Source organism: Achromobacter sp. 46006 (assembly GCF_059761975.1).
This window is the reverse complement of sequence record NZ_JCBANN010000017.1, coordinates 58172-80031: the sequence shown is the minus strand read 5'-3', so window position 1 is coordinate 80031 and position 21860 is coordinate 58172. Positions and strand designations below refer to the sequence as shown.

Sequence of the window (21860 nt, the reverse complement as noted above, 5' to 3'; positions counted from 1 at the left end):
CTGGCCGGAACCGGAATAGTGTATAAAGAAAAAGGCACAATAGAGACTCGGGAACGCGCCGGCACCGCGGCGGCAGGCTCGGCCCGGCGCGCCTGCACCGCGATCCACTGCGCCAACAGCGCGGCGGCGGCGAACGCCACGCCCGCGCCGATCCACGGCCCCTGGCGCAACCCCGCGTCCAACAGCAGGCCGAAGGCCAGCGGCCCCAGCGCCGAGCCGACGTCCATGCCGGAATACACCAGGCCATAGACCGAACCGGTGGCGCCCTTGGGCGTGACCCGCCGGATCAGCATGTCGCGCGACGGCGCGGCCACGCCCGAGCAGAAGCCCGCCAGCGCCACCACCGGCGCGGCGAGCAGCGCCGGCACCAGGCCCAGCGCCAGCACCACCAGCGTCAGGCCGGCCAGGATCAGCGCCACCATCACGGTACGCTCGGTGCGCGGGTTGGCCGACACCAGAAAGCCGCCGGCCGCCATGCCCACCGCCGATGCCACCATGTAGCCGGACAGCGCCGAGCTGGCCGTCACCTTGGACAGGTCGTAAAGCTGGCCCAGCAGCGGAATGGTGTAGTTCTGCACCGACGACAGCGCGATCGAGGTGCAGGCAAAGAACAGGAAGGCGCCCCACAGCGCCGGCCTGGACAGTAGCGTGGCCAGCGTCGTCAGCACGCCGTCCTGCGCCTTGGGCGCCGGACGCGCGCCCGGCCTGGCGTCACCGGCCTGGGCCGGCTCCGCGCCGCCCAGCAGGTTGCGACCCAGCACCGTCAGCAGCAGCACCAAGGCCACCAGCGCGGCGGCACTGTAGGCCGCCACGCGCCAGTTGGCCAGCAGCGTGATCGAGGTCATGAACACGGGCGTGAGGGCCCAGCCCAGATTGCCGGTCAGGCCATGCGCCGAAAAGGCGTGGCCCAGACGCGGCGCGGTGATGCGGTGGTTGATGATGGAATAGTCGGCGGGATGGAACACCGAATTGCCGATGCCGCCGACCACGGCAGCCGCCATCAGCATGGGGTAGCCGGTGGCCGAGCCGATCAGCAGGCCCGACAGCACGAAACACGCCAGGCCGAACCACAGCACCGGCCGCGCGCCGATGCGGTCCACCACGAAGCCGGACGAAGCCTGGCCGATGCCCGAGACCACGTAGAAGGCCGACACCAGCAGGCCGAGGCGGGCGAAGTCCAGCCCGAACTCGTTGCCGAGCGACACGTACAGCGACGGCAGGACCAATTGGAAGAAATGCGACGAGGCGTGGGCCACGCCGATCAGCAGGATGATCTGCCAGTCGCGCCGGCGGACGGCGGCGTCCGAGGCCGGAGAGGATGCAGCGGTAGTCATGGCGCGAGGCCGCGGGCAGCGGCAAAAGGCGGCCGCCCTGGTGGGTGGCGCGCGGGTTGTCTCCAGCAACGTCCGGCCGGGCCGGCGTTGTCCCTGTGGCGAATGCGGCACGCGGCCGTGCCGGCGCCGGTCTTGCCACCGGCCGGCGTCGCTCTTGCTCTGCCACGGCGGCCCTGGGCGCGAACCGGGCCGTCGTGGATGTCTGTTACTGAGCCTTCTCGCGGATCGCGGGCCAGGCGCGCTGCAGGTAATACAGCATCGACCAGACCGTCAGCACCGCGGCAACGATGATCAGCACGTCGCCCAGCAGCTTGCTCGACACGCCGTAGATCGGCTGGTTGTACAGCAGGCACGGAATCGCCACCATCTGGGCGGCGGTCTTGAACTTGCCCAGCCGGTGCACCGCCACGCTGGCGCTGGCGCCGATCTTGGCCATCCACTCGCGCAGCGCCGAAATGGTGATTTCGCGGCCGATGATGATGAGCGAGATGAAGGCATCGACCCGGCTCAGGTCCAGCAGCACGATCAGCGCGGCGCAGACCATCAGCTTGTCGGCTACCGGATCCAGGAACGCCCCGAACGCCGAGGTCTGGTTCCAGCGGCGCGCCAGCCAGCCATCGAACCAGTCGGTCAGGGCGGCGATGATGAAGGCCCAGGCGGCGAACGTGTCGCGCACCGGCACGGACATCCAGCTCTCGGGCAGGTAGAACAACCCGACTACCAGCGGGATCATGGCGATACGCAGCCACGTCAGGATGATGGGTACGTTAATTGGCATAGTGTCCGTATGCTACATCAGCCGGATGGCAGTGGCTGTCTTGCGGCCGCCGGGCGGCCGGAAAACGGCCCAGGCATCATCCGCGCAGCGCCTCGTAGATCCGTTCGGCCAGTTCCTCGGAAATGCCGTCCACCGACGCCAGATCCTCGATGCTGGCCGAGGCCACCCCCGAAAACCCGCCAAAGCGGGCCAGCAGGCGCTGCCGCCGGCGCGCCCCGACCCCTTCGATCTCCTCCAGCCGCGACACGTTGCGGGTCTTGGCGCGGCGCGCCCGCATGCCGGTGATGGCGAAACGGTGGGCCTCGTCGCGCACCTGGGCGATCAGCATCAGCGCGGCCGATTCGCCGCCCAGCGCCACCGGCGGACGGCCGTCGGCGAACACCAGGGTTTCCAGGCCGACCTTGCGCCCTTCGCCCTTGGCCACGCCCACCAGCGCCTGGATGTCCAGGCCCAGCTCGGCGAATACCTGGCGCGCCACCTCGACCTGGCCCTTGCCGCCGTCAATCAGCACCAGCCCGGGCATCTGCGCCTCGCCGTCGGCCACCTTGGCGAAGCGCCGCGTCAGCACCTGGCGCATGGCGGCGTAGTCGTCGCCCGGCGTGATGCCAGCGATGTTGTAACGGCGGTACAGCGAGGGCTGCATGTCGTGGTGCTCGAACACCACGCAGGAGGCCTGGGTGGCCTCGCCGGCGGTATGGCTGATGTCGAAGCACTCGATGCGCAGCGCGTCCAGCGCCGCCTCGTCGGTATCCAGGTCCAGCGTTTCGGCCAGCGCCAGCGTGCGGGCGGCGCGAGCGCCGGATTCGGTCAGGGCGCGCGCCAGGGCCATCTCGGCGTTCTTGACCGCTTGTTCCAGCCAGGCGCGGCGGGCTCCCTGCGGCCGCGTCAGCACGCGCGACGGGCGGCCGCCGGCCTGCTCCACCAGCAGGTCGATCAGGCCGGCGTCGGGCAAGGCGTGCGAACAGACCAGCACCGGGGGCAGCGCGTTGTCGGTGTAGTGCTGGGCCACGAAGGCCTCCAACACCTGCGGCGCGGCCTCGCCTTCGGCGTGGGTCGGGAAGAACGGCTTGTCGCCAAGGTGGCGTCCGCCCCGCACCATGGCCAGGTTGACGCAGACCTTGCCGCCGGCGATGGCGACCGCGACGATGTCGGTGTCCTCGCCGCTGACGTTTTCCATGGTCTGCTGGTGCAGCACCCGCGCCAGCGAGCCCATCTGGTCGCGCAGCGCGGCGGCTTCCTCGAAGCGCAGCGCTTCGGCGGCCTCCAGCATGCGGGCCTCGATCTCGCCCATCACGTCCTTGGCCTCGCCGTTCAAAAAGCGCACCGCGCGCTGCACGTCCGAAGCGTAGTCCTGCGCCTGGATGGCGCCCACACAGGGCGCCGAGCAACGCCCGATCTGGTGCAGCAGACAGGGCCGAGAACGGTTGGCGAAGACGGTGTCCTCACAGGTGCGCAGGCGGAACACCTTCTGCAGGATCTGGATGGTCTCGCGCACCGCCCAGGCGTTGGGGAACGGGCCGAAGTACTGGCCGCGCTTGTTGGTGGCGCCACGGTAATAGGCGATGCGCGGCCAGTCGTGGCCGGTGATCAGCAGATACGGGTATGACTTGTCGTCGCGGAACAGGATGTTGTAGCGCGGCTTCAGGCTCTTGATGAGGTTGTTTTCCAGGATCAGCGCTTCGGCCTCGGAGCGCGTGACGGTGACCTCCAGCCGCGCCACCTTCGCCACCATCTGGGCGATGCGCGGGCTGGACAGGTTCTTCTGGAAATACGACGAGACGCGCTTTTTCAGGTCGCGCGCCTTGCCGACATACATGACCTCACCAGCCGCATCCAGGTGCCGGTAGACACCCGGCAGATGCGGCAGGTCAGCCAGGAACGATTTGAGATTGAAGTCGTCGGGCATTCTGGTAACGGCTTTCGGCCTGCAGGGAATCCCAGTCGAGCGCGTCGAAGCGCGGCATCAACCGGCGGATGCGGGCCACGGACTCGGGCGCGTGGTCGAATTCGAGCCGCGCCAGCAGCTCGTCGGCCAGGTCGGGCCGGTTGCACACCAGCACCATGTCGCAGCCGGCGCCGAGCGCGGCCTGGGCGCGCGCCAGGATGTCGCCGGCCACGGACGCGCCTTCCATGGTCAGGTCATCCGAGAACACCACGCCATCGTAGCCCAGGCGGGTGCGCAGGATGTCCTGCACCCAGCGCCTGGAGAAGCCGGCCGGATGCTTGTCGACCTTGGGGTAGATCACGTGCGCCGGCATCACCGACGGCAGCACCGCGTCGCCCAGCCAGGCATAGGGCGCGGCGTCGTCCTTCAGGATGCGTTCGAGCGGGCGCGGATCGACCGGGATCTCGTGGTGCGAATCCGCGCCGACGAAGCCGTGCCCCGGGAAATGCTTGCCGCAGGCCGACATGCCGGCCAGCGCCAGGCCCTGGATCAACGCGCGCGACAGCATCGTCACCACCCGCGCGTCATGATGGAAGGCGCGGTTGCCGATCACCTTGCTGACGCCGTAGTCCAGGTCCAGCACCGGCGTGAAGCTCATGTCCACGCCGCAGGCGCGCAGTTCGGCGGCCAGCACGTAGCCGGCTTCGGTCGCCAGGCGCATGGCCAGCAGCGGATCGCGGTCCCACAGCGCGCCCAGGTCGCGCATCGCCGGCAGCGGCGTGAAGCCGTCTTCGCGGAAGCGCTGCACCCGGCCGCCCTCGTGGTCGACCAGGATCAGCAGGCGCTCCTTGCGCGCCTTGTGGATCTGGCGGGTCAGCTCGGTCAACTGGCGGCGGTTCTCGAAATTGCGCGCGAACAGGATCACGCCCCCCACCAGCGGGTGGCGCAGGCGCTTTTTTTCTGCCTTGGTCAGCACGGTGCCGGCCACATCGACCATCACGGGACCGGGCGGCAGCGCCCGGGATTTCTTCTTGGCCATCGGCGTGTCCTTCTGTCTGTGTCTTGCAGGCCGGCCCGCGGGCTCAGGGCTTGCGTTCGACCACCACGTAGGCGGCGGCCATGTCGGATTCATCGGTGATGGAAACGTGCGCGGCGCCAAAGCGCTGCACGTACCATTCCAGCAGTTCGGGCGCGATCACCAGCACCGGCCGGCCGCCGGGCGCGTTCAGCGTCTGTACCCGGCGCCAGGTCATGGGCATGCGCATGCCCAGCCCCACCGCCTTGGAGAACGCTTCCTTGGCGGCAAAGCGCGTCGCCAGGAAACGCAAGCCGCGCACCGGGTCGCGGGCGCGGCGGGCATGGAACTTTGCCAGCTCCTCGGGGCCCAGGATCTTCTCGGCGAAACGGTCGCCGTGGCGCGCCAGCGCGCGCTCGATGCGATCGATGCGCAGCAGGTCCATGCCGATGCCGCCGATGGCGGCAGGCGCGGAAACGGCGAGTGGGGATTCGGGCTGGGACATCGCTGCGGCGCCGTTGAAAGGGACCGGGCCCGGGCTCAACGGCCGCGCAGCGCTTCCAGACGGGCCTGCACCATCAGCGCCTTCATGTCGCGCACGGCCTTTTCCCAGCCGTCGAACACCGCCTGCGCCACGATGGCGTGGCCGATGTTCAGTTCGGAAATGCCGTCCAGCGCCGCCACCGGCTTGACGTTGCCATAGTGCAGGCCGTGGCCGGCATTGACGCGCAGGCCATGGCGCAGCCCCTCGGCCACCGCCACGCGGATGCGTTCGAGTTCGGCCTGTACGGCATCGCCCTCGGCTTCGGCATAGGCGCCGGTGTGCAGTTCGATGACGGGCGCGCCCGCGCGGGCGGCGGCTTCGATCTGCGCCGGATCGGGATCGATGAACAGCGACACGCGGATGCCGGTCTCGGTCAGCAGGCCGACCGCGTCCGTCACCGCCGACAGCGCGCCCGCCACTTCCAGCCCGCCCTCGGTGGTCAGTTCGGTGCGCTTTTCCGGCACCAGGCAGACGTCATTGGGCTTGACCGCGCAGGCGATCTCCAGCATCTCGGGCGTGACCGCGCATTCCAGGTTCATGCGCGTGCGCAGTTGCGGCCGGATCGCGTAGACGTCGGCGTCCTGGATGTGGCGGCGGTCTTCGCGCAAATGCAGCGTGATCAGGTCGGCGCCGGCGTCCTCGGCGCGCAGCGCCGCGGCCACCGGGTCGGGATAGGTCGTGTGACGCTGCTGCCGCAGGGTCGCGACGTGATCGATGTTTACACCAAGTTCTATCATTGCACTTTCGTTGTTTCTTCCCAGCCGCCGCCCAACGCCTTGTAGAGTTCCACACGGTTGATCAGCGCGGCCAGGCCGGTTTGCACCAGCGCCAGCTGGGCATTGAAAAAGTCCACTTGCGCGGTCTGCACCTGCAGGTAGCTGTCGATGCCATTGGTATAGCGCAGGTTCGACAGTTCCAGGGTGCGCGCCGACGAATCCTGCAGCGCGCGCTGGGCGTCCAGCTGCGCGCCATAGGTGGCTTCGCCAGCCAGCGCGTCCGAGACCTCGCGGAACGCCTGCTGGATGGTCTGCTCGTACTGCGCCACGGCGATATTGTCGCGCGCCTTGGCCAGGTTCAAGCCTTCGCGGATACTGCCGCCGGCGAACAGCGGCGTGGTGATCGACGGCGAGAAGCTCCAGTAGCCCTGGCCGCCCTTGAACAGCGTATCCAGCGACGGGCTGGCCACGCCGAACAGGCCGGTCAGCGAGATGGTCGGGAAGAACGCCGCGCGCGCCGCGCCAATGTTGGCGTTGGCCGACTTCAGGTTGTTCTCGGCCGCCAGGATGTCCGGACGACGCTCCAGCAGGTCGGACGGCAATCCGGCCGGCACCGTCGCCAGCAACTGGTCGCGGCCGAACGTGGCCGGAGGCGGCAGGTCCTGGGGCAGCGGCGTGCCCAGCAGCAGCACCAGCGCGTTGACGGCCTGGGCCTGGGCCCGGGCCAGTTGCGCCAGGTCGGCCGATGCCGTGTCCAGCAGCGACTTGGACTGGTTCAGGTCCAGTTCGGACGCCACGCCGCCGTCGAAGCGGCGCTTGACCAGGTTGTACGACTCCTGGCGCGAGGCCAGGGTGCGCTGGGTCAGTTCCAGTTGCACCTGGGCGGCGCGCAGGTTGAAGTACGACTGCGCCACCGCGCCGATCAGCGTGATCTGGGTGCTCTTTTGCGCCTGCTCGGTCGACAGGTACTGCTGGTACGCCGCTTCCGACAGGCTGCGCAGGCGGCCGAACAGGTCGATCTCGAACGTGGTCAGGCCGATGCCGGCCTGGTACGAACTGCTGATCGAACCGGCGCCCGGCTGGCGCATGTTCTCGGGCAAGCGCTGGCGCTGGCCCTGGATGCCGGCGCCGATGCTGGGCCATTGCGCGCCGCGCTGCACGCCGTACTGGGCGCGCGCCTCTTCGACGCGCTGCACCGCCACGCGCAGGTCGCGGTTGTTGATCAGCGCCAGTTCAATCAGGCGCTGCAGGCGCGGATCGCGGAAGAAATCGCGCCAGCCCAGGTCGGCCGCCGGCGTGCCGGCCTGCGGCGCCACCGCCGCCGCCGGCTGCGTGCCCAGCGACATGGGCGTGGCGTACGCGCCGTACTGCACCTTGGGCTGGTCCGGCCAGTTGCCGGAAACCGGCGCGTCGGGACGCTTGTAGTCGGGCGCCAGCGAGCAGCCGGCCAACGCCACCGCCACGAAGGCGGACAAGGCGGTCTGTTTGAACATCAGGGCGCTCATTCCTTGCCCTCCTGGCCACCATTGGGTTGTGCGGGAGCGTCCGGCGGGGTCTGCCCCGCGGCCGCCTTCTTGGCCGCCTGCTCTTCCTCGAAGGCGCGCAGCTCGGCGCCCAGCAGGCGCGGCTTGGTCTTGAACAGGCCCAGCACCACCACGAAGAAGGTCGGCACGAAAATCACCGCGAACGGCGTGGCGGCCAGCATGCCGCCCAACACGCCCAGGCCTACCGCGCGCTGGCTGGCGGCGCCGGCGCCGGTGGCCATGGCCAGCGGCACCACCCCCAGGATGAAGGCCAGCGAGGTCATCAGGATCGGCCGGAACCGCAGGCGCGCGGCTTCCACCGCCGCTTCATAAAGCCCCATGCCGCGCGCGTACTGATCCTTGGCGAATTCCACGATCAGGATGGCGTTCTTGGCCGCCAGCCCGATAACGGTCACCATGCCCACCTGGAAGTACACGTCGTTGGACATGCCCAGCGCGCTGACCAGCGCCACCGCGCCCAGCATGCCCAGCGGCACCACCAGCATCACCGAGATCGGGATGGCCCAGCTTTCGTACAGCGCGGCCAGCACCAGGAACACCACCAGCAGCGACAGGCCCATCAGGATCGGGGCCTGGTTGCCGGCCTGGCGTTCCTGGTAGGACAGCCCGGTCCATTCGTAGCCGAAGCCCTGCGGCAACTGGCCCACCAGCTTCTGCATTTCCTCCATGGCCTGGCCGGTCGTGTAGCCAGCCGCGGCGCTGCCGCCGATGCGCATGGATTCGTAGCTGTTGTAGCGCACCACCTGCACCGGTCCCTGCGACCACTTGGCCGTCACGAACGACGACAGCGGCACCATGCCACCCTGGGTGTTGCGGGCGTTCAGCTTGAGCACGTCCGACAACTGCATGCGGTACGGCGCGTCCGCCTGCACCCAGATGTTCTGCATCCGGCCCAGGTTGGGGAACTTGCTCAGGTAGGCCGAACCGACGGCGGTGGAAATCAGCGAGGCGGCCTCGTCGAAGTTGACCCCCAGCGCGGCGGCCTTGTCGCGGTCGATGTTCAGCGTCAGTTGCGTGCCGGCCGACAGGCCGGTGATGCGCACCTGCGACAACACCGGGCTCTTCATGGCCATGCCCATCAACTGGCCGGTGGCCGCGGCCAGCGCCTCGGTGCCGGCCGAACCGCGATCCTGCAGCCGCAGGTCGAAGCCGGTGGCGTTGCCCAGCGACGAAATCGCCGGCGGCACCAGCGTGAACACCATGGCGTCATGGATGCCCATGAGTTGCTTCTGGAACGCATTGAACGCGATGGCGCCGGCCGAATCGCCCTTGCCCTTGCGCTCCTTGAAGTCCTTGAGCGTGGTGAAGGCGATGGCCGCGTTCAGGCCGTTGCCGTTGAAGCTGAAGCCCTGCACGGTGATGATGTTCTCGACCGCCGGAATCTTGCGGAAGTAGTCTTCGACCTCTTCGATCACCTGCACCGTGCGGTTGGCGCTGGCGCCGGTGGGCAGTTCGATGTTGCTGATGACGTAGCCCTGGTCTTCCTCGGGCAGGAACGAAGACGGCAGGCGCAGGTACAGCCAGCCCAGCAGGATCACCAGCACCAGGAAGGCCAGCATCATGCGGCCGCCCTTGTGCAGGATGCGCGAGACCCAGTTCTGGTAGCCATGCGTGGTGGCGTCGAACTTGCGGTTGAACCAGCCGAAGAAGCCCTTTTTGTCGTTGTGGTGTCCCTTGGGCACCGGCTTGAGGATGGTCGCGCACAGCGCCGGCGTGAAGGTCAGCGCCAGCAGCGCCGAGAAGAAGATCGACACGGCCATGGCCACCGAGAACTGGCGGTAGATCACGCCCACCGACCCGCTCATGAAGGCCAGCGGCAGGAACACCGTCACCAGCACCAGCGTGATGCCGATGATGGCGCCGCTGATCTGCGGCATGGCCTTCTTGGTGGCTTCCTTGGGCGGCAGGCCTTCGGTCGCCATGATCCGCTCGACGTTCTCGACCACCACGATGGCGTCGTCCACCAGGATGCCGATGGCCAGCACCATGGCGAACATGGTCAGCACGTTGATCGAGAAACCCAGCCCCAGCATGACCGCGAACGACCCCAGCATGGCCACCGGCACCACCAGCGCCGGGATCAAGGTGTAGCGCACGTTCTGCAGGAACAGGTACATCACCAGGAACACCAGCACCATGGCTTCGGCCAGGGTGTGCAGCACCTGCTCGATCGACACCTTGACGTACGGCGCGGTGTCGTAGGGGATGGCGTAGGTGATGTTGCCGGGGAAGTACTTGGACAGTTGGTCCATCTGCTGGCGCACGCCCTGGGCGGTGGCCAGCGCGTTGGCGTCGGGCGACAACACGATGGCGAAGGCCGCCGTGGGCTTGCCGTTCAGGCGGGCGCCGAACTGGTAGTTGTCGGCGCCGACCTCGATGCGGGCGACGTCGCGCAGCAGCACCTTGGAGCCGTCGGTGTTGGCGCGCAGCACGATCTTGCCGAAACCTTCCACGGTGCTGAGCTGGCCGTTGGCCACCACCGTGGCGGTAATGCGCTGCGAATCGGGGTTGGGCGGCGCGCCGATGCTGCCGCCGGACACCAGCACGTTCTGCGACGAGATGGCCTGGTTGACCTCGGCCATGCTCAGGTTGAAGCCCACCAGCTTGGCCGGATCGACCCAGATGCGCATGGCGCGCGGCGCCGCGAACAACTGGAACTGGCCCACGCCCGACACCCGCGACACCGGGTTCTGGACGTTGCGGGTGATGTAGTCGGCCAACGCCGTCTGGTCGAGCGAGCCGTCGGTGGACGACAGCGTCACGATCATCAGGAAGCCGGTGCTGGTCTGCTCGTACTTCAGGCCCTGCTGCTGCACGGCGGCCGGCAACTGGGCGATGACGTTGGACACCCGGTTCTGCACGTCCACCTGCGCCAGGTCGGGATCGCGCCCGGGCGCGAAGGTGGCGGTGATGGTCGAGGTGCCATAGGAATCGCTGACCGACTCGTAGTAGATCAGGCCCTTGGCGCCGTTGAGCTTGTCCTCGATGATACTGGTGACCGATTCGGCCACTTCCTTGGCCGAGGCGCCCGGGTAGGTCGCGGTGATGGTGATGGCCGGCGGCGCCACGTCGGGGTACTGCGAGACCGGCATGTTGGGGATGGCCAGTATCCCCGCCAGCAGGATGAACAGGGCGACTACCCAGGCGAAGATTGGTCGATCAATAAAAAATTGCGGCATGTGGGCTGACTCTGAAAGCGATGCTCACCAAAGAGGAACGCAGCGCGTTGCGCTGCGAGCCGCTTACGATTTCTGCGGAGCCTGTTGCGCCGGCTCGGCCGGCTTGGCTCCCGGCTCTGCGGGCTTGGCGCCGGGCTGGGCCGGCTGGCCGCCCCCGGCGGGCGCGCCGCCCGCCTTGTTCCAGGGGCTGGCCTGCACCGGCGCGCCGGGACGGATCTTCTGGAAACCCTCGACCACGACCACGTCGCCGGCCTTCAGCCCGCTGGTGATGATCCAGTTGTCCTTGATCGCGCCGCCGGTGGTGACGGGCAACTGCTCGATCTTGTTGTCCTTGACCAGCATCAGGCTCTGCGAGCCATCGGCCGTGCGCTGCAGCGCCTGCTGCGGCACCATCAGGGCCTTGTCGTCCACGCCCTGCTCCAGGCGCACGCGCACGTACATCCCGGGCAGCAGGATGCCGTCGGGGTTCGGTACCTCGGCGCGCAGGTTGACCTGGCCGGTGCTGGGATCGACGGTGATGCCGGTGAACAGCAACTTGCCGGCATGGCCATATTCGGAGCCGTCTTCGAGCACCACGGTGGCGCGGGCGGCGTCCTTGCCCACCTGCTGCAGCTTGCCGCTGGCGAAGGCGCGGCGCAACGCGGCCAGGTCGGAGGTGGACTGGGTGAAGTCGACGTAGATCGGGTCGAGCTGCTGCACCGTGGCCATCTGCGTGGCCGAGGTGGCCTCGACCAGCGCGCCCTCGGTCACCAGCGGCTTGCCGATGCGGCCCGTGATGGGCGAGGTGACATCGGTGTAGCCGAGGTTGATGGCGGCATTGTCCTGCGCCGCCTTGGCGGCGGCCACGGTCGCGTCGGCCTGGCGGTAGGCCGCCACGGCGTTGTCGTATTCCTGCTTGCTGACCGCGTTGGCCTTGACCAGCGGCGCGTAGCGGTCGGCCAGCAGCTTGGCGCTGAACAGGTTGGCCTGGGCCTGCTTGAGCTGTGCCGTGGCCTGATCGTAGGCGGCCTTGTACGGCGCCGGGTCGATCTTGAACAGCAACTGCTTTTCCTTGACATCGCCGCCCTGTTCGAAGGTGATCTTCTGGACGATGCCGGTGACCCGCGCGCGGATCTGGGCGTCGCGCACCGCGTCGACGCGGCCAGGCAGTTCGGAAATGATGGGGGTGCGCTGCGGCTGCACCGTGATGACGCTGACCTGGGGCATGCCAGGGTTCATTTGCGGCTTTTCACCGCACCCTGCCAACAACAGCGCGAGAACGCCGCCGGAAAGAACCAGACCTGAGACACGTTTAGGCGAAAACCGCATTGAAACCCCCGCGAAGTTAACCGCGCCAAGCGACCGCAACAATGTGACGGCGTCTGCCAACCGCCGTGTCCGGTTGCCGAAGGCGGCCGCGGATTCGCGCGGCCGTGTCCGACCGCTGCTATTTGACCGCAATAAGCGATTGCGATCAAAGCAAAACCCCACACCCCGCCAGTGACACGTGAATAGCCCGTTAATGTAACTCAGTTATTGGGGAAATCACCGATTTTCACAGCGGGGCGCGGTGTTGCGAGGGGGTTATGAACAACGTCGCTCAGACGTCGGCGACCTCTTGCAGGTTGCCCAGGAAAACATAGCCCACGCCATGCACCGTGTGCAGCGGCAGCCTCCCGCCCGCCTGGCGCACCTTGCGCCGCAGGCGGCAGATCGCCACGTTCAGGGCCCGCAGGTTGGTGCTCTGGCGCGGCAGCATCAATTCCTCGCGCAGCACCGCGAGTTCTTCGCGCAACAGCTCCTTGCGCGGATTGCGCAGCAGGCACTGGAAGCAGGCCCGCTCGACCTCGGTCAGGTCCAGGCGCGTGCCTTGCGGCGTCAACAAGGTCCAGCCGTGGTAGAGCAGGCTCCACCAGCCATCGAGGCGGGCAGGAAACGACCCCGCGGCGGTCTCGACCGGGACAGGCCCGGACGCCATCGGCGGCGGTTCGGCCGTCGCGGCCGCCTGGGCGGGCGGAGTCGGCCGCGAAGCGGAAGCGGACGCGGTCGGGCGGGATTGGGGGGCGAGGATGGTCATGGCGGCGTCTCCACCGGGACGAGCCACCAGACTAGGGGGGTGGTCGGCACCGGAACAAGGTTTCAAGTCTTGCCGAAAGACTACCGTCGTTGACCCGCTTGTGCGGCGCCGCCCCTCGCGAATCAGACAAGTCCGAATGATTCCCCGTCCGTCCCGCTCAAGCGGTGCGCTTGCCGTTGCGGTGGATGTCGTGGGCCACGAAGCAACTGTCATGGTTGGGCCGCGCCAGGATGTCCGGCTTGGCCAGCGTCTGGCGGATATCTGCCAGCCCGGACTCCCAATGCTCGCGCATGGCCTCGGTGCCAAACTCGTAGTCCTTGGAAAAGCGCTCGCGATGCTTGGACTCGTAGATCAGGTTGATGATGTTGGTGGCCGGGGTCTTGGCCAACCGGCGGATTTCGGCCAGGTCGGGCGCGCCGCGCTCGTTTTCGGGCAGGCGCTCGAGCAATTGTTGCAAGCCGTGGCGCAGCTTGAGCACGCGCCGCAACTGGTCGGTGACCATGCGGGTACGGCTTGAATACTGGATGTCCTTCTGGCGCTCGGCCACTTCCTCGAGGGTGGTCGGCAGTCCGCCTCGGGCGGGCCAAAGATCGACCTGGAACGCCAGCGTGTCGCGCAGGGTATCGCTGGCCAGCACCTGGGCCAGCGGCGTATTGGAGACCACGCCGCCGTCCCAATAGTGTTCGCCGTCGATCTCGACCGACGGGAAGCCCGGCGGCAATGCGCCCGAAGCCATGATGTGCTCGGGCCCGAGCGTATGCGTCTGGGTGTCGAAATAAGCGAAGTTGCCGCTGCGCACATTGACCACGCCGAAGCTGGCGCGCACCGCGCCCGAATTGAGCAGGTCGAAATCGACGTACTGGCGCAGGGTCGCGAGCAATGGCGTGGTGTCGTAGAAACTGGTGGACGCCGCGCCCTTGCCATGGACCCAGTATGGCGGCGGAAAGCGCGGCTTGAAGAACCCCGGCTGGCCCGAGAACAAGGCCTGGAAAGCCGACAACTGGCCGTTCATGGCGGGCGAGCCAAAACCGAAGGGGATGCCCTCGAACATGCCGGCCAGCGTGTCGCCCCATGGCACCGAGGCGAACCCGGCCGGCCGGCAGATGCTTTCCCAGAACCCGCGCAGCCGCTCGACCCGCTCGTCCTCGGGCGAGCCGGCGATGATGGCCGCATTGATCGAACCGATCGAGATGCCGGAAATCCAGTTGGGACGGATGCCTGCTTCGTGCAGCCCCTGGTATACGCCGGCCTGGTACGACCCCAGGGCGCCCCCGCCCTGCAGCACCAGGGCCACGGTGTCATAGGGCGGCGTCTTGCCGGTATCCGGCGGTGCGGCCTTGCTGCGTGTACTCATGCGGGCTCCTTACGAAAGCTAGGGCTTGGTCTTGTCCGGCAGTTGCGGCGCGGCGACGCCGGCGCGGAAGGGATACCTGGCGAAGATCTCGGCCACGGCCTTGTCGATGCTCTGCGCCGAAGCCGCCATTTCGGGGTTGCGCACCTCGCCGACAGCCACCCCTTCCCACACCAGTTGCTTGCGGCGCGGGTCGATCAGGTCGATGTTGAGAGTGCCTTCGGTGTACTGATAGACAGTGTCGCCCCAGCCATAGCCGGGCCAGCCGCCATAGAAACCCGAGCGGTAGCCGTAATACGGCCCCATCGGCGGCGGCGCTTCGGTCACCTGGGTCTTTTGCCGCAGTTTGCCGTTGAAATTGACCAGCAGGTCGGGATTGGCGTCGCTGTAGACATAGCCGCGCATTTCCATCTGGCCGCGGGTGGCGGCCTTGAGACGCTCGGTCAGCAAGGTGCTGTAGCCGGCCTTGTCGGTGCCCAATGGCGACATATAGCCGAAGGTCCGGTAGCGTGAGAAGTCCGCCTGATGGTCGTAGTCGCTCTTGACGACGGGCCCGGAGGCGCAAGCCGTCAGCAACGCCGCCACGGAACCCGATGCCAGCATTTTCAGCGCGTTCATGTCGATCTCCTGGAAGGCGGAGCCGCGAACCGGCTCCTGCGTCTACACACATCAACAGATACTGAGCGCATCCATAGTGCCGCGAAGCGGATAAAGTTTCAACAGCATCTCATTCTCATCGCATGTTCCCGAACGGCGGCGCGGCGGGCTCCATTACACTCGGGGTTGCTTCCAGACCCTGACCACACCTGATACCGATGTTGGAACTCGACGGCTCGATTTGGTTTCGTTCCGGCGCCCAGAACTGGGGCGGCAGGAACCGCATAGACCTGCTGGCGCAGATCGACGCCACCGGCTCGATCACGGCCGCCGCGCGCGCGGTGGGCATGAGCTACAAGGGCGCCTGGGATGCCATCGATGCCATGAACAACCTGGCGGGCGAACCGCTGGTGCTGCGCGCGGCCGGCGGCAAGGGCGGCGGCGGCACGCGCCTGACCGACCGGGCCCGCAGCCTGATCGCGACCTTCCGCGCGCTCGAGTCAGAGCACCGCAAATTCATGGAAAACCTGGCGCGCGCGGGCGTGGACGCCCGCGGCGACCTCGATTTGATGAGGCGATTCATGCTGAAGACCAGCGCACGCAACAAACTCATGGGCACCGTGATCGAGGTGCGTCCGGGCGCCGTCAACGACGAGGTCCTGCTGCGCATCGCAGGCGGCCAGGTCATCACCGCCACCATCACCCGCGACAGCACAAAGGACCTGGCGCTCGCGCCGGGCAGGGAAGCCCTGGCGCTGGTCAAGGCGTCGTCGGTCATCGTCGGGACGCCCGGCGCCGGCCTGCGGCTTTCGGCCCGCAACCAGTTGCCGGGCACGATCACGGCGGTGCGCACCGGCGCGGTCAACAGCGAAATCCTGATCGGCCTGTCGGGTGGCACCACCCTGGCAGCCATCGTCACCAATGACAGCGCGCGCGACCTGGGCCTGGACGAAGGCGCGCAGGCGGTCGCCATCTTCAAGGCTTCAAGCGTGATCCTGGGCGTGCTGGACTGACGCAGGCGCCCGGCGCGGCCGTCGCTGCGGGCGGCCGGCGCCAGCGACCGCGCGGCAGGCCGCTCGCCGTCAGATGCCGACGTCTTCGTCGCGCCGCCGCACCCTGCCCTCGCGCACCTCGAACACCTCGTCGGCCAGGGCCTCGACATCGGCCGGATCATGCGTGATCAGCAGCATCGGCACGTCCAGCCGGCGCTGCAACGCATTCAGCTCCTGCCGCATCTTGCCGCGCAACTGCGCGTCGAGCGCCGAGAATGGCTCGTCCAGCAGCAGGATGTCGGGCTCGAGCATCAGCGCCCGCGCCAGCGCCACGCGCTGCTTCTGCCCCCCCGATATCTCGTGGGGATAGCTGCCGACGATGGCGCCCAGTTCGAACGCGTCGACCCAGCGCCGCGCCTCGGAAGACACCGCGCGCCGGGGCGGGTTGAACCAGCCGCGGCGCGAGCCGAATGCGATATTCTGCGCCACGGTCAGGTGCGGGAACAGCGCGTAGTCCTGAAACAGGTAGGCCACGCGGCGCGCCTGCGTCGCGACGTTGACGCCGGCCTCGGAATCGAACAGCACCCGGCCATTGACCACGATGCGGCCGCCATCCGGCCGCAGCAGGCCGGCCACGGCCCGTAGCGTCAGGCTCTTGCCGGCGCCCGAGGGGCCAAACAGCGCGATGCGCTTGGCCGCCGACGAGAAAGCCACGTCCAGCGAAAAATGCCGGTCGCCCGACACCATGCTCTTGCTGATGCGCAGGTCGACGCTCATAGCGCGCCTCCACTGCGCCGGCCACGGATCGGCACCAGCTTGCCGGCCGCCACCAGCACCACGACGCAGGTGATGGAGGTCACCAGCACCAGGAAATTGGCGGTGGCGTCATCGCCCGCCTGCACCGCTTCGTAGATGGCGACCGACAGGGTCTGGGTGCGGCCCGGCAGATTGCCGGCAATCATCAGGGTGGCGCCGAACTCACCGAGCGCGCGGGCGAATGCCAACAGCACGCCGGCGACAATGCCGCGCGCCGCCAGCGGCAGCGTCACGCGGAAAAACACGCCCGCCTCGCCCACGCCCAGCACGCGGGCCGCGCTTTCCAACTGCGGATCGACGTTTTCGAAGGCGGCTCGGGCCGACTTGAACACCAGCGGAAAAGCCACCACCGAGGCGGCGATGACCGCGCCCTGCCAGGTGAACACCAACTCGATTCCCATCGCCGCCAGTTTCTCGCCGAGCACGCCGCGCCGGCCCAGCAGCACCAGCAGGTAATAGCCCAGCACCGTCGGCGGCAGCACCAGCGGCAGGGTCAGGACGGCGTCCAGCAGGTCGCGCCCGGGCCAGCGCCAGCGCGACAGGCCATAGGCCGCCGCGGTGCCGGCCACCGTGGCCAGCAACGTGGCCCAGCCCGCCACTTTCAGGGTGAGCAGCAGGGGCACCCAAACCGGATCATTCATCACATGCGGCGATCGAATCTGGCCGCGGCCTCAGGGCTTCTGGAAACCGTAGCGCGACAGGATCTCCTGGCCGGCCGGCGACATCACATAAGCCACGAAGCGCTGCGCCTGCGTGGCGGCGGCATCGCGCGCGGTCAGGGCGATGGGATAGGTGACAGGGGTTTGCGACGGCACGCGCACGGCGACTTTGACCTTGTCCGGCATGATGGCCGCATCGGTGGCGAACACGAAACCGGCATCGACCTCGCCACGCGAGACGTAGTCCAGGCTCTGGCGCACGTTCTGCGCCAGCACCGACTTGGCCTGCACCGCATCCCACAGGCCGGCCGCCTGCAACGCACCCTGCGTATAGCGCCCCACCGGCACCGAAGCCGGGTTGCCATAGGCAACGCGCTTGATGTCGTCGCGCGTCAGGTCCTTGAGCGCGGTGATGCCGGCCTTGCTGTCGGCCGGCACGATCAGCACGACCTGGTTGGCGGCGAAATCCACGCGGGTGTCGGCCTTGACGGCCTTTTCCTGGACCGCCTTGTCCATCGCCTTCTGGTCGGCGGACGCGAACACGTCGGCGGGCGCCCCCTTGACGATCTGCTGCAGCAACACGTCGGAAGCGCCGAAGTTCAGGATGACCTTGGTGTCGGCATGCTCTTTTTCATAGGCCTGCGCCACGGCCTTGAAGGCGTTGGTCAGGCTCGCGGCAGCCGACACGACCAGCTCGCCGGCCTGGGCGGCGGCAGGCCCCCACGCGGCGGCCAGGGCCAGCGTCACCGCCAGGATCGGGTGTTTGCGCAACATGGAATTCTCCTCGGGCAAGATCTATCTCGGTATCGAAATATATATAGGTATATAACGAACGTCAATTTGCGCCGCGCTGCGCCTTGCGCCAGATCAAACGAGGGGGACAGGAGACGCCGGCGCCGCGCTCAGCCGCGCTCGACCGTGGTGACGCGCACCGAGTCCGGGCCCAGCGCCGCCCGCAGGCGATCGAGCGCCAGCTCGGGGCGGGCGGCTCCGCACATGAAGATGTCGAGTGCCGCGAACTGGTGTTCAGGCCAGGAATGAACGCTGATATGCGACTCGCTCAGCATGACTACGCCGGTCACGCCGGCGCCTTCGCCGAAATGGTGGAAGTGGGCGCCCAGCACCCGCGCGCCGGCGGCCTCTGCCGCCTGCACCAGCTCGCGCTCGAGCGCCCGGGCGTCGGCCAGCAGGCCGGAGTCCACGCCGCGGAAGTCGGCCAGGATGTGGCGGCCGGGCGTGGCGTGCGGCGTCACTTGTGCGACCCGCCCGACGACCAACCCGAGCTGCCCGAATAGCCGCCGCCCCAACTGCTGCTGCCGCCACTGCCGCCACTGGTGAAGCGGGCGCCCGGAGAGCTGGCGCCGGTGGCGGCCATGACCACGATGATGGCGTAGATGGCGTAGATGAACTTGCCCATGCCTCAGTCGTCCTTTGACATCTTGTCCGCCAGGCTGGCAGGCAGCCACAGGAACGCCAGGCCGATCACGAGCGGCAGGATGCGGCCGCTGAAGATGTTGCCCATGTTGAGGAACCCCATGGCGATGGTGGCGAACCAGGCCCATTTGCGATAGCCGCCGGACACGGCCATCCGCGGCATCGCCTTCTGCTTGGCCAGTTCGGGATCGCCGAACCACTCGGCCAGTTGCGCCGGCGCCACCGGCGCGCAGGCCGACCAGCCCACTTCGGCCGGCCCCTGCTCGCGGGTCAGCTTGAGGTTACCGGCCTTGTAATCGGTGATCCTGGTGCTGTCGCCGACCTTGACGCGCCAGTTGAAGGCGCCCAGCGCCAGGTCAACGCGCGAGGTGTAGTCGTACAGCTTGTGGTATAGCTTGGAACGCCAGCGCACGCTGGTGGCGTTGTTGTAGCTGGGCCAGGTGTCGCAGACCCGCACCCGCTCCCAGCCCTCGTCCGTTTCCACCAGCCAGATGAAGCCCTTGGCGGGGTTGAACAACAGGTACTCGATCCAGTCCGAGGGCTCTTCGGGGTCCGGGTCGGCGCATCTCATCAGGCCAATCAAAGTGTAGGCGGCGCCATCGATCTTGGCGGTGGCGCCCAGCGCCAGCGTGGTCTTGATGGCCTTGACCTTGCGCGCCCGCTCGATGACCTCGGCGGTCTCGCCGGCGCAATCCACGGTGGCGGCGCACGAGGGGCAAACCACCTGGGTCGCCATTGCCGCGACAAAGCTGATCGGCGCGCCGCAGTTGGGGCAGTCCAGCGCCTTGATCTGGCCGCGGAAGCGCCCGGCGGTTTCCTCGACCTGTTCGTTCGAGCGCAGCGTGGCCGCCTGCATGCCGGACAGGTCGAAGGCCTTGCCGATGTAGAGCTCGGGTTCGGGGCCATCGGAGAAGTCCAGCGTCAGGAACGCGTCCAGGCTGCGGAAGTCGGCCACCTTGGCTTCCCAGCCGTCGCCCGGCACGAACGGCAGTTCGCCCTGCGCGCCGCCGGCGCGGCAACGCCGCACGTCCGAGGCGGTGAAGCGCTGGCCGTCCAGCTTCATGTCGTCGCCCGGCGCGATGTCGGCGAAGGCCGGCAGGCCCTGCACCGTCTTGACCTTGCGGCGGCGGGTGATGGCGTACTGGCCGGAGGCGTCCGACAGCCAGCCATCCGAGCCGTCATCGAACCACAGGTACCACTCGTTCCAGAAGCCGTCTTCGTAGCGCAACTGGATGCGGCCGATCAGGTCGAAGCGCTTGCCTTCGAACTGGCCGGCGGCGCCCAGGCAGAGCGGCGAATAGTCTTCCAGCACGTCGGCGGTCTCGCCGATGCGCCTGACCGATTCGGCGTCCTTGAGCAGCGTGCTGCGGCAGGCGCCGCAGACCGCCATGACCGAAGCCGTGGAAGTGAACTTGACGGGTGCTCCGCACTGCGGACACAGGACCTGCTGCATGGGCGGGCGGCGTTCAGCTGGTGAGTTTCTTCAGGACCTCGGCCTTGGCCGTGTCGTAATCGGCCGGCGTGATCAGGCCCTTGTCGAGCAGATCCTTGAGCTGCTGCAGGCGCTGCACCGGGTCGGCGCCCGAAGCGGCCGCCGCGCCCGCCGCCGTGCCGACCGCCGCCTGGGCCCCCGCCGCCGGTTGCCCGGCGGCCACGCCCAGTCCGGCCGCCATGGTCTGGCCCAGCGCCGCGCCGGCCGCCAGGCCGGCGCCGATGCCGGCGATGCCGCCTTCGTTCTGCGCCGCCAGCGGGATCGAGGTGGCGGTCTGGTACTGGGTGAACTTGCCCAGGTCGCCCGCCATGCCCATCGAGATCCGCGTATCCAGCGCCTTCTGCAGTTCTTCCGGCAGCGACACGTTCTCGACCGTGAAGTTGTCGAGCTTGACGCCATAGCGCTCGAACACCGGCGCCAGTTGCTCGGCAATGCTCTGCGACATCAGCCCCTGGTTGCCGGCGATGTCCAGGAACGGCACCTTGGCGCCGCCCAGCGCGGTGGTCATGGCCGCGACCACCATGTTGCGCAACTGCATTTCCAGGTCGTCGACGGTGTAGACATCGCGCGTGCCGCTGACCTCGCGATAGAACGTGGCGGGGTCGGTGATCTGATAGGAATAGACGCCGAAGGCGCGCAGCCGCACCATGCCGAATTCGCTGTCGCGCAGCGTCACCGGCTGCGCCGTGCCCCAGCGCCGGCCCAGTTGCAGGCGGGTGCTGAAAAAAATCACGTCCGACTTGAAGGGCGACTCGAACAGCTTGTCCCAGTTCTTCAGGTACGTCAGGATCGGCAGGGTCTGGGTCGTCAGCTTGTACATGCCGGGGCCGAACACGTCGGCCACCTTGCCTTCGTTGACGAACACCGCCATCTGCGATTCGCGCACGGTCAGGCTGGCGCCGTACTGGATTTCGAAATCCTGCATCGGATGGCGCCAGGCCAGCACGCCGTCGCGATCCTCGTTCCATTGCAGGATGTCGATGAACTGCTTGCGGATAAATGAACCGAGACTCATGGCAAGTCCTCCTGTGTCGGGTAGGGGTCGACGCGCGCGGCCGCTCAGGTCAGGCAGGCGGCGTTGACCACGCCGGCGGCCAGCGAGACCGAACCGATCAGGCCGCCCATGGCGATGTTGTTTTCCTCGATGGCCTCGTGCAGGCCGTGGATGGCGCGCGAGACGACGGCATAGACCACCAGTTGCACCACCATGGCGGCCAGGCCCCACACCAGGAACATGACGAAGCTGGCATGGATGGCGATGCTGGAGCAGAGCGTGAACGAAAAGCCCACCAGCGCGCCGCTGTAGGACAGCGCCGCGGCGATATTGCCCTGGCGGATCAGTTCGAATTCCTTGTAGCGCGTCACCGTGGTGTAGACCGCGGTGAAAATGCCCAGCATGACCAACGCCGAAACAATGTAGATCAGATAGGTCACTGCCGGATGCATCGCTTCTCCCATGATCGCCCCT

General features: G+C 67.8%; 21 protein-coding genes. 1 reads left to right on the top strand and 20 read right to left on the bottom strand.

The annotated features are described in order from the left end of the window. The 12 genes from AC6LKG_RS11495 to AC6LKG_RS11440 all read right to left on the bottom strand — a co-directional run. The coding region (locus tag AC6LKG_RS11495; RefSeq protein ID WP_498164504.1) for an MFS transporter at positions 1–1334 on the bottom strand (1334 nt) is incomplete at its 3' end. Positions 1335–1539: 205 nt separating this feature from the next. Further along, positions 1540–2112 carry a CDP-diacylglycerol--glycerol-3-phosphate 3-phosphatidyltransferase gene (pgsA, locus tag AC6LKG_RS11490; protein ID WP_498164503.1) on the bottom strand — a complete coding sequence of 191 codons (573 nt, stop codon included), beginning with the start codon at positions 2110–2112 and terminating at the stop codon, positions 1540–1542. 76 nt (positions 2113–2188) lie between these two features. Continuing rightward, a complete protein-coding gene (gene uvrC / locus AC6LKG_RS11485) occupies positions 2189–4018 on the bottom strand; it encodes an excinuclease ABC subunit UvrC (protein ID WP_058665051.1) in 1830 nt (609 codons plus the stop codon). Beyond that, on the bottom strand, positions 3981–5036 hold the full coding sequence (gene nagZ, locus AC6LKG_RS11480; protein ID WP_498164502.1) for a beta-N-acetylhexosaminidase: 1056 nt from the start codon (positions 5034–5036) through the stop codon (positions 3981–3983). The genes uvrC and nagZ overlap by 38 nt, the downstream gene beginning before the upstream one ends. Positions 5037–5079: 43 nt before the next feature. Further along, a complete protein-coding gene (gene acpS, locus AC6LKG_RS11475) occupies positions 5080–5517 on the bottom strand; it encodes a holo-ACP synthase (RefSeq protein ID WP_498164500.1) in 438 nt (145 codons plus the stop codon). Between the two features lie 35 nt (positions 5518–5552). Further along, the gene (gene pdxJ, locus AC6LKG_RS11470; RefSeq protein ID WP_498164498.1) at positions 5553–6293 is read right to left on the bottom strand and encodes a pyridoxine 5'-phosphate synthase; all 741 of its coding nucleotides are present in this window, start codon (positions 6291–6293) and stop codon (positions 5553–5555) included. Then, positions 6290–7777, bottom strand: a complete 1488-nt coding sequence (locus AC6LKG_RS11465) for an efflux transporter outer membrane subunit (protein WP_498164496.1) — start codon at positions 7775–7777, stop codon at positions 6290–6292. The genes pdxJ and AC6LKG_RS11465 overlap by 4 nt, the downstream gene beginning before the upstream one ends. Continuing rightward, a complete protein-coding gene (locus AC6LKG_RS11460; RefSeq protein ID WP_498164494.1) occupies positions 7774–10995 on the bottom strand; it encodes an efflux RND transporter permease subunit in 3222 nt (1073 codons plus the stop codon). Before AC6LKG_RS11460 ends, AC6LKG_RS11465 begins: the two co-directional genes overlap by 4 nt. 63 nt (positions 10996–11058) lie before the next feature. Further along, positions 11059–12303, bottom strand: a complete 1245-nt coding sequence (locus AC6LKG_RS11455) for an efflux RND transporter periplasmic adaptor subunit (protein ID WP_498164493.1) — start codon at positions 12301–12303, stop codon at positions 11059–11061. 271 nt (positions 12304–12574) lie between these two features. Further along, entirely contained in the window at positions 12575–13051 is a 477-nt protein-coding gene (locus AC6LKG_RS11450; RefSeq protein ID WP_498164491.1) for a winged helix-turn-helix domain-containing protein, read from the bottom strand. A gap of 157 nt (positions 13052–13208) precedes the next feature. Beyond that, on the bottom strand, positions 13209–14405 hold the full coding sequence (locus tag AC6LKG_RS11445; protein WP_498164489.1) for a patatin-like phospholipase family protein: 1197 nt from the start codon (positions 14403–14405) through the stop codon (positions 13209–13211). 18 nt (positions 14406–14423) lie between these two features. Then, positions 14424–15020: a DUF4136 domain-containing protein gene (locus AC6LKG_RS11440; RefSeq protein ID WP_498164488.1), complete on the bottom strand. Its 597-nt coding sequence runs from the start codon at positions 15018–15020 to the stop codon at positions 14424–14426. Between the two features lie 197 nt (positions 15021–15217). Between AC6LKG_RS11440 and AC6LKG_RS11435 the strand changes: the two genes are divergently transcribed. Next, complete coding sequence (locus AC6LKG_RS11435; RefSeq protein WP_498164487.1) at positions 15218–16012, top strand: TOBE domain-containing protein; 795 nt, start codon at positions 15218–15220, stop codon at positions 16010–16012. Between the two features lie 69 nt (positions 16013–16081). On the opposite strand, the gene AC6LKG_RS11430 is transcribed toward AC6LKG_RS11435, so the two are convergent. From AC6LKG_RS11430 to AC6LKG_RS11395, 8 genes are all read right to left on the bottom strand, one after another. Next, the gene (locus AC6LKG_RS11430; protein ID WP_498164485.1) at positions 16082–16768 is read right to left on the bottom strand and encodes a sulfate/molybdate ABC transporter ATP-binding protein; all 687 of its coding nucleotides are present in this window, start codon (positions 16766–16768) and stop codon (positions 16082–16084) included. Next, positions 16765–17448 (bottom strand): molybdate ABC transporter permease subunit, encoded by a 684-nt coding sequence (gene modB, locus AC6LKG_RS11425; RefSeq protein WP_498164483.1) that lies wholly within the window; start codon positions 17446–17448, stop codon positions 16765–16767. The genes AC6LKG_RS11430 and modB overlap by 4 nt, the downstream gene beginning before the upstream one ends. A gap of 30 nt (positions 17449–17478) precedes the next feature. Next, positions 17479–18240, bottom strand: a complete 762-nt coding sequence (gene modA / locus AC6LKG_RS11420) for a molybdate ABC transporter substrate-binding protein (protein ID WP_498164481.1) — start codon at positions 18238–18240, stop codon at positions 17479–17481. A gap of 128 nt (positions 18241–18368) precedes the next feature. Beyond that, complete coding sequence (gene speD / locus AC6LKG_RS11415) at positions 18369–18719, bottom strand: adenosylmethionine decarboxylase (RefSeq protein WP_498164479.1); 351 nt, start codon at positions 18717–18719, stop codon at positions 18369–18371. Beyond that, on the bottom strand, positions 18716–18883 hold the full coding sequence (locus AC6LKG_RS11410; protein WP_498164477.1) for a hypothetical protein: 168 nt from the start codon (positions 18881–18883) through the stop codon (positions 18716–18718). Before AC6LKG_RS11410 ends, speD begins: the two co-directional genes overlap by 4 nt. 3 nt (positions 18884–18886) lie before the next feature. Next, on the bottom strand, positions 18887–20353 hold the full coding sequence (locus tag AC6LKG_RS11405) for a DUF4178 domain-containing protein (protein ID WP_498164475.1): 1467 nt from the start codon (positions 20351–20353) through the stop codon (positions 18887–18889). Positions 20354–20366: 13 nt separating this feature from the next. Beyond that, positions 20367–21407: an SPFH domain-containing protein gene (locus AC6LKG_RS11400; protein ID WP_498164474.1), complete on the bottom strand. Its 1041-nt coding sequence runs from the start codon at positions 21405–21407 to the stop codon at positions 20367–20369. Positions 21408–21451: 44 nt separating this feature from the next. Further along, positions 21452–21838, bottom strand: coding sequence for a DUF350 domain-containing protein (locus tag AC6LKG_RS11395; RefSeq protein ID WP_498164507.1), 387 nt, complete (start codon positions 21836–21838; stop codon positions 21452–21454). Between the last annotated feature and the right edge of the window lie 22 nt (positions 21839–21860).

Coding starts and splice junctions, on each gene's coding strand:
- AC6LKG_RS11460 (WP_498164494.1), bottom strand. CDS start 10,995: ATGCCGCAATTTTTTATTGATCGACCAATCTTCGCCTGGGTAGTCGCC.
- pdxJ (WP_498164498.1), bottom strand. CDS start 6,293: ATGATAGAACTTGGTGTAAACATCGATCACGTCGCGACCCTGCGGCAG.
- AC6LKG_RS11400 (WP_498164474.1), bottom strand. CDS start 21,407: ATGAGTCTCGGTTCATTTATCCGCAAGCAGTTCATCGACATCCTGCAA.
- AC6LKG_RS11455 (WP_498164493.1), bottom strand. CDS start 12,303: ATGCGGTTTTCGCCTAAACGTGTCTCAGGTCTGGTTCTTTCCGGCGGC.
- AC6LKG_RS11410 (WP_498164477.1), bottom strand. CDS start 18,883: ATGGGCAAGTTCATCTACGCCATCTACGCCATCATCGTGGTCATGGCC.
- AC6LKG_RS11430 (WP_498164485.1), bottom strand. CDS start 16,768: ATGAGCGTCGACCTGCGCATCAGCAAGAGCATGGTGTCGGGCGACCGG.
- AC6LKG_RS11405 (WP_498164475.1), bottom strand. CDS start 20,353: ATGCAGCAGGTCCTGTGTCCGCAGTGCGGAGCACCCGTCAAGTTCACT.
- acpS (WP_498164500.1), bottom strand. CDS start 5,517: ATGTCCCAGCCCGAATCCCCACTCGCCGTTTCCGCGCCTGCCGCCATC.
- AC6LKG_RS11445 (WP_498164489.1), bottom strand. CDS start 14,405: ATGAGTACACGCAGCAAGGCCGCACCGCCGGATACCGGCAAGACGCCG.
- nagZ (WP_498164502.1), bottom strand. CDS start 5,036: ATGGCCAAGAAGAAATCCCGGGCGCTGCCGCCCGGTCCCGTGATGGTC.
- AC6LKG_RS11465 (WP_498164496.1), bottom strand. CDS start 7,777: ATGAGCGCCCTGATGTTCAAACAGACCGCCTTGTCCGCCTTCGTGGCG.
- AC6LKG_RS11440 (WP_498164488.1), bottom strand. CDS start 15,020: ATGAACGCGCTGAAAATGCTGGCATCGGGTTCCGTGGCGGCGTTGCTG.
- uvrC (WP_058665051.1), bottom strand. CDS start 4,018: ATGCCCGACGACTTCAATCTCAAATCGTTCCTGGCTGACCTGCCGCAT.
- modA (WP_498164481.1), bottom strand. CDS start 18,240: ATGTTGCGCAAACACCCGATCCTGGCGGTGACGCTGGCCCTGGCCGCC.
- AC6LKG_RS11435 (WP_498164487.1), top strand. CDS start 15,218: ATGTTGGAACTCGACGGCTCGATTTGGTTTCGTTCCGGCGCCCAGAAC.
- AC6LKG_RS11395 (WP_498164507.1), bottom strand. CDS start 21,838: ATGCATCCGGCAGTGACCTATCTGATCTACATTGTTTCGGCGTTGGTC.
- modB (WP_498164483.1), bottom strand. CDS start 17,448: ATGAATGATCCGGTTTGGGTGCCCCTGCTGCTCACCCTGAAAGTGGCG.
- AC6LKG_RS11450 (WP_498164491.1), bottom strand. CDS start 13,051: ATGACCATCCTCGCCCCCCAATCCCGCCCGACCGCGTCCGCTTCCGCT.
- pgsA (WP_498164503.1), bottom strand. CDS start 2,112: ATGCCAATTAACGTACCCATCATCCTGACGTGGCTGCGTATCGCCATG.